The sequence below is a fragment of the Pollutimonas bauzanensis genome, assembly GCF_040393045.1.
Classification (GTDB): Bacteria; Pseudomonadota; Gammaproteobacteria; order Burkholderiales; family Burkholderiaceae_B; genus Pollutimonas; species Pollutimonas bauzanensis_A.
In genome coordinates this window covers 1-6,461 of sequence record NZ_JBEBUX010000181.1, presented here as the reverse complement: position 1 = coordinate 6,461, position 6,461 = coordinate 1, and the positions used below count along the sequence as shown (strand labels likewise).

At 55.2% G+C, this 6,461-nt stretch carries 8 protein-coding genes; 3 read left to right on the top strand and 5 right to left on the bottom strand.

All coding sequences use genetic code 11. The annotated features are described in order from the left end of the window. From ABWO67_RS18650 to flgB, 4 genes are all read right to left on the bottom strand, one after another. Positions 1–1,135, bottom strand: a 1,135-nt coding sequence (locus ABWO67_RS18650) for a flagellar hook-basal body complex protein (protein WP_353154620.1), incomplete at its 3' end; no start/stop codon positions are given. A gap of 73 nt (positions 1,136–1,208) precedes the next feature. Then, complete coding sequence (locus tag ABWO67_RS18645; protein WP_353154617.1) at positions 1,209–1,895, bottom strand: flagellar hook capping FlgD N-terminal domain-containing protein; 687 nt, start codon at positions 1,893–1,895, stop codon at positions 1,209–1,211. Positions 1,896–1,935: 40 nt separating this feature from the next. After that, on the bottom strand, positions 1,936–2,352 hold the full coding sequence (gene flgC / locus ABWO67_RS18640) for a flagellar basal body rod protein FlgC (RefSeq protein WP_353154614.1): 417 nt from the start codon (positions 2,350–2,352) through the stop codon (positions 1,936–1,938). A gap of 31 nt (positions 2,353–2,383) precedes the next feature. Then, positions 2,384–2,791, bottom strand: a complete 408-nt coding sequence (gene flgB, locus ABWO67_RS18635) for a flagellar basal body rod protein FlgB (RefSeq protein ID WP_353154611.1) — start codon at positions 2,789–2,791, stop codon at positions 2,384–2,386. A 185-nt stretch (positions 2,792–2,976) separates the two neighbouring features. Between flgB and flgA the strand changes: the two genes are divergently transcribed. The 3 genes from flgA to ABWO67_RS18620 all read left to right on the top strand — a co-directional run bounded on the left by flgA (position 2,977) and on the right by ABWO67_RS18620 (position 4,623). Beyond that, positions 2,977–3,687: a flagellar basal body P-ring formation chaperone FlgA gene (flgA, locus tag ABWO67_RS18630; protein ID WP_353154608.1), complete on the top strand. Its 711-nt coding sequence runs from the start codon at positions 2,977–2,979 to the stop codon at positions 3,685–3,687. A gap of 123 nt (positions 3,688–3,810) precedes the next feature. Continuing rightward, positions 3,811–4,101: a flagellar biosynthesis anti-sigma factor FlgM gene (gene flgM, locus ABWO67_RS18625; RefSeq protein WP_353154605.1), complete on the top strand. Its 291-nt coding sequence runs from the start codon at positions 3,811–3,813 to the stop codon at positions 4,099–4,101. A gap of 45 nt (positions 4,102–4,146) precedes the next feature. Continuing rightward, positions 4,147–4,623 carry a flagella synthesis protein FlgN gene (locus tag ABWO67_RS18620; RefSeq protein WP_353154602.1) on the top strand — a complete coding sequence of 159 codons (477 nt, stop codon included), beginning with the start codon at positions 4,147–4,149 and terminating at the stop codon, positions 4,621–4,623. Positions 4,624–4,637: 14 nt separating this feature from the next. Here the strand turns inward: ABWO67_RS18620 and ABWO67_RS18615 are convergent. Continuing rightward, positions 4,638–6,461: flagellar biosynthesis protein FlhF (locus ABWO67_RS18615; protein WP_353154600.1), on the bottom strand; the 1,824-nt coding region annotated here is incomplete at its 5' end.

Sequence of the window (6,461 nt, the reverse complement as noted above, 5' to 3'; positions counted from 1 at the left end):
CAATAGAACCATCGGCGGCAATCGACATGCTGGCGTACTCACCCGTGGCCGAACCGTTCTGCACGAAGCTCTTGGAAAAGTCACCACCAAACTGGGTCGAATCGTTGTAGTTGATATTGATGCTCAAAGGTGCTGCCGGCGATCCTGCGCCGCCCACACCTGTCATCGTGATATCAATATTAGTAATTTGCCCCGGAGGAATTACACCATTCTCGTTGAATTTCATGATTCCGCTAGTAGGGGTAGTTACCGGTGCTCCGTCCATTTGATAGAAAACTTCCCATTTACTGAGGCCATCCGCATCTGGTTCGCGCTTAGCAAAGTATTGCGCCAGCTGGTGCGGGTTGCCAAGCGAGTCATACACCGTTATCGGCAGCATGTGGGTAAAGCTGTCGGGGTTTGTAACGTCAAACGGAGCTGCTGGAACAGCTTGAGCGTAAGCAATGTTGCCCGCGCCCGGCGGGATGGATGTAACGCTTGACGTACCATTAGCGCTAAAAACGACAGGAGTAGCCGGATCACCCGTGGTGTAGTTACCATCCGGAGGAAAAACTCCACCTACCCAGGTAGGGGTAGGCAAAGAACCAGTATATTCATACTTAACAGGGCCGGTTCCGTCGTCCAACATCATTACGCCGATCACCTCTACCGCTGCATTACCCGCCAATTTTGCATTAGCATCCAGATTGAGTTTATTGGTAATGGAACTGGTCGCGACAGGCTCGATATTGCCCACTGGCACGGTAATGGGCTGGGGTGTGGTGCTGCCGCCGATATAACCGGTCAGGCGCTGGCCCTGGGCATTAACGATGTAATTGTCTTTGTTGGCAAAAAACTGGCCGTTACGGGTATAGAGCACGTTATCGCTGCTATCCACAACCCGGAACAAGCCCTTGGCCCCATCGACTGCCATATCGAACTGGTTGCCCGTGCCGGCAATAGTGCCTATGGTAAAGCGCTGATTGATGCCAGAGACTTGCACACCCAGACCCACGCGCGAGTTTGCATATACGTCGGCGAAGGTGGCCGTACCGGACTTGAAGCCGACCGTGCCGGAGTTGGCAATGTTGTTGCCAATGACATCCAATGTCTGCGACGCGGCGTTCAGCCCGCTTAAACCTTGTCCAAAACCCATGGTATACCTCGTTTGCTTTTAACTGTGTGTAAATAAAGCGCAACGCCCATGGCGAATGCGCAGGCTTTCGCAACTACATGATTTTCCGCAGATCCAGCAAGGAGTACTTGCCTGCCAGACCAAGGTCGAGCATTAATCCATTGGCGGTATAGGCGACGCTGCCGACCTTGCCATGGGTCAATGCATCGGCCGATACCGGCGTGCCGTTCGCGTCGGATGCCGCTACCGAAATGGTGTAGGCGCCATCATTGACTGCCCCGCCCAGATCGTCCTTGCCATCCCAATCGACCGAAACAACACCGACCTCTTGTTGACCCAGTTCAAGCTTGCGCACCACCTTGCCGGTAGCATCCATGATGCTGACCGTGACATTGGCCGCATCGGAGATGACATCCACGCCAAAGGGTGTCGTGTGCGTCACGCCGTCGGCCGTACCTACTGAAATCTTGGTGCCCGGCACCAGCACCTCTTTGCCGATGAGTCCGGCAGCCTGCATGGACTGCGACACATCCATCTGCCCAGTCAGGGCCAGCAAAGTATTGTTCAACTGGGTAATTCCCTGAACGGTAGACATCTGCGCGATTTGCGAGGTGACTTGTGCGTTATCCATAGGATTCATCGGATCCTGGTTTTGCAGTTGGGTCACCAGCAACGTCAGGAACCTATCCTGGGTATCGCCCATCAAATCGTTGTTTTTACTGGTCGCTGCGGCCATGGCCGCAGCAGCGCTGCTAGTGTTGGTGCTATTGACTGTTGTCACGCTTAAGTTCCGTAATAGATTCCGGCGAATCGACCTGGCCTTACTGGCCTATCGACAGGGTGCGCATCATCATGCTTTTCGCGGTGTTAATGACTTCTACATTGGCTTGATACGAACGCGAAGCGGAAATCATATTGACGGTTTCGGCCACCACGTCCACATTAGGCATTTCTATATAGCCGTCGGCATTGGCCAACGGGTTTTTGGGGTCATACTGCAAGCGAGCAGGTGCAGTGCTTTCGACTACGCCCGAAACCCTAACGCCGCCCACTGACTGCGCATAAGCCTGGCCTTGGGCTGGACTCATTTGGAATACGACCTGGCGCGCACGATAAGGCTGGCCATCAGGACCGGCCACGCTATCGGCATTGGCCAAGTTGCTAGCGGTAACGTTCATGCGCTGTGATTGCGCAGTCAGCGCTGAGCCGGCAATCTCGAAAATACTCATAGTGGACATGGACTTTCCTGTTTATTCTGTTGGCGCAAAATTACTGTTGAAGCGCGGCCATCATGGTTTTGATTCGACCGGAAATCACGGTAAGATCGCTTTGGTAGCGCAATGTGTTGTCGGCGAACTGCACGCGCTCGACGTCCATGTCGACCGTGTTGCCGTCCATGCTGGGCTGCAATGGCTGGCGATACAGCAATTCGGCAGGATCAGGGCTGACCGCCTTGGCCGGTATGTGGCGTGCTGAAGTCAATGCAAGCTGGGTATCAGGTAAACGCATGCCTTCGCCCATTGCGTCTTTCAGGGCTGCGCCGAAATCAAAGTCGCGTGACTTGTAATTTGGCGTATCGGCATTCGCGATATTGGCTGCCAAGACTTCTTGTCGCTGCTGGCGCAAACTAATGGCCTTTTGGTAAAAGCCCAGGTCTTCGCCGATCCGATCAATCATTGCCATTCACCAGAAAATAATGATGCCCGCTATGGATGTCCGCAGGCACTGGACCAACATGACGGCCTTGCCGCTCACATAACAGCATAGTAAAGCGGCGTATGCTTTACTAAAGTAGGAAATAAGGCGCTATTTATCATCCAATTCCCGGGATGCCGCAAAGCAGCCTTCTATAGAATGGCTGCATGCCCAAGCTCTCCATCCTATCTATTTTGCTGGTTGCCAGCGCACATGTATGCGCAGCTAATGCTGCACAAGGCACAGCTGCGGTGCCCGTACAAGACCCTAGCCTTGTCGCAGCTGAAGTTGAGGATTTCCTCAGCAATCAGGCAAACAGCTACCCTGGATCGTCCCATATCATCGTTGAAACACCGCGCATAAATCAACAGCCGGCGTGCAGCCAGCTGCAGGCTTTCCTGCCTAGCGGGCAACGGTTACGATCGCGCATGACGGTGGAAGTTCGCTGCCTGGCTCCGCAAGCATGGACCAGCCATGTGCAAGCCAACCTGAGCATTCAAGGCTTCTACTATGTCGCGAACCGCAACATTCAGCCGGGCGATGCCTTGACACTCACCGACTTGACCGGCCGTGAAGGCGACTTGCTGCGACTGCCCCGCGGCGTAATATTCGACCCCAGTCAGGCCATTGGCTATATTGCCAAGCAACGCATTCCAGCAGGCGGCACAGTAAAATACAGCGCCTTGCGCGACCCCGACTCGATACAACGAGGACAGGCCGTACGCACAGAGGCGCGCGGCGTGGGCTTCGTGGCCAACGGCGAAGGCACGGCACTGCAAAACGGCGGGCCGGGCGCACAAATACAGGTAAAATCCAGTTCTGGCCAAATCGTAAGCGGTACGGTATTGAACGCGAATACCGTACAAGTCATTATGTAACGAAGGCACAAATACGCATACGCTCACATAAAACATGCCCAAAGGCTAAAGTTTTCCTGGACGTAGCCGTAAAACAGACACACAGGCAGTACACCATTTGCCAGGCTTTACCCGGAGACCCTCTTGAAGATCACCTCACCCTCGATTAACAGTCCAGCTAGAAGCACCGTTACCGGCTCGCGGACTGATGGCGTGACCAGTGCAAGCACATCGTCATCCCCGGCCGCAAGCAAAGGCGCCGTTGACCTAAGCCCCACCGCCCGCCATCTGTCCAATTTGCAGAACAGCGACAACGATATCAACGTTGCGCGCGTCAACCAAATTCGCGATGCCTTGGCATCGGGCCAGCTCAAGATCGACCCCAGCCGCATCGCCGACGGGCTCATCGCGAGCGTCCGTGACCTACTGAAATAACATCCATGCAGCAGCCCGCCGCCGCTGCTTTTACATAATTGCCATATGAATAACGCTGTTCTACAACTGCAGAAATGCCTGGAACGGGAAGCCGATCTGGTCCAAGCCTTTATCGTCATTCTCGACGCCGAAGCTCAGGCGCTGACCGAGGCTGGCACCACCGATGCATTAAGCCATTCGACTGAAGAAAAGAACCGTTACGCTGACAAATTGGCGATGGTAGCCGACGAACGCCAGATGCTGTTGGCCCAACTTGGCTACGAAGAAAACAAGACCGGCCTGGATGCTGCAGTAAACGATCACTCCGGCCTGAACGCCATTTACCAGGCCCTGCTCGAAAACGTACAAAAGGCCAGCGACATGAATGCCGCTAACGGCCGTATCATTGATACCTTTCTCGAACATAACCAACAAGCACTGGACACCCTGCGCAGCCTCTCTGGCGCAGGAAATCTGTATGATGCCAGCGGCCGCACCCATCGTGGCCACCAGGGCGCCACCACCAGCTTCAAGGCAGGTTGATAGTCAGGCGGCGCCTATGCCGCCACCATCTCTTTTAGCGCAAACAGCTTCAACACCGCCGGCATAGCCGATACCGAAGGCAGCCCTGGCTTGCCAATCAAACTGGCGCCCACCCTGCGCGCCAATTCCGCGTTGGCATGCTGTTTATACTGCCATGCCGCCATACCCAACTGGGCAGCAGCTAATGCTTTCTTTTGCGACGACTCGGCCCCATCGCGTTGCGCCAGCAACCGCCAAGCGCGGGCTGCATAACGTAGGCCCTGCTTTGCTTCGAGACGCACCACCAGCCAGGCTGCCAATTGTTCAGGTGAAGCCACCAAAGAGAACATATTGCTTAGGCCGTGCAAGACTTTTATGGTTGCACCATCCGCACGACGAACGATGCGCACGGAAATCAGCTGCAGCATTAGCGAATCCTGCTGCCTTGCAACGACTTCGATAGCTTCACTGGCAACCCACAAGACAACATCATCAACCGGCAAGCCGGCGATTTCAGTGAACGCTTGCGAATACACCGGACTGGCGATGGGCCGATGGTTAAGCGTTTTTGCGAGCGCCCCCACGGTCGTCGCGCACGAATCATATTCAACCCGCGTCGTCGCGGCGCACTGCGCCAGCCATAATACGTTCGACTCCGAAATTTTGCGCAATAAGGCCTGTGAGCCGCCCTCGAACAAATGCACTAATGGCAATTTACTTGAATGCTCACTTAGCCACTGCACCTGGTGCAGCAACGCAGCGGCGGACGTGGGAGGCGTCTGCGCGCTAGCGCCGCAAGAAGACTGCCAGCCATGGGCAAAGCTAATTTGCTGCACGGGCGTCGTCAATGCGACAGCGTTCTCATCAAGCAACAGGCTGGCTCGTAAGTACCCACGACTATCGGCAGACGCTGCTACGGCCACTTGATCATGCGCGGCCAATACGTAGCGGTGGCTATTCTTGGCCAAATCGCCCTGGACAATGCGCAGCATATGCTCAACATACCCCGCTAAGGAAGTCTCGTCTTGCTTCTCTGATGTGTAGCTGCGCCATACATCGTAGGCCTCGGAAGCGCAGGTTTGCTGATCAACATAAGCGCAAGCGGCATCCAGATCGCCCATGGACAAGTCAGCCCCTGTTTCGGCAGCCATCGACAATAGGCCCGGCAGCAAACGCTTACGACGACTTTCAGCGGCGGCCGCGTTCGTATCGTCTTCCGGCCCTTTCGACAACGACATCAAGGCGGCGAAATCGGCTTCAGTGGGAGCATACAAGGCACGAGTTTGCTGATTTGGCACCAAAGCCTGATCAACCAGCTCGGCAGCGGGCAGAAACAGCAGATTCTCGGGCACCTTCTGCCCATTGGAAACGTAATGGACAGGCAAACGGTAGCGTATAGCCGTATCGAGCGCAGCGCCCAAACGGCTGGCTTCATCGACCTTGGTAATAATGCAGCCCTTAAGGGGTGACCCGCCGTCATTGGCGTAAGTGCGCGCGACTTCATCCAATGTGTCGCCATGGCTGGATGCGTTAAGCACCAATAGTCGGTTTATCTGGCGCCCAGCGCTGGCCAACATGGCCGCCTGCTCTGAAATATAACGATCCCGCTGGCTGATCCCCACGTTATCGATCAGTATGGTTTGATCAGCACGTATGATTTGCATCACATGCTGCAGCTCTGCCGTATCCTGCACAACGTGCACCGGCACCCGCATTATCTGGCCATAGATTTTCAGTTGCTCATGCGCACCAATACGATAGGTATCCGTCGTAAGCAGCACCAGGCTATCTGGCCCGCCACGCTTTAAGCAACGCGCGGCGAGTTTGGCGATAGTGGTGGTTTTTCCCACCCCTGTCGG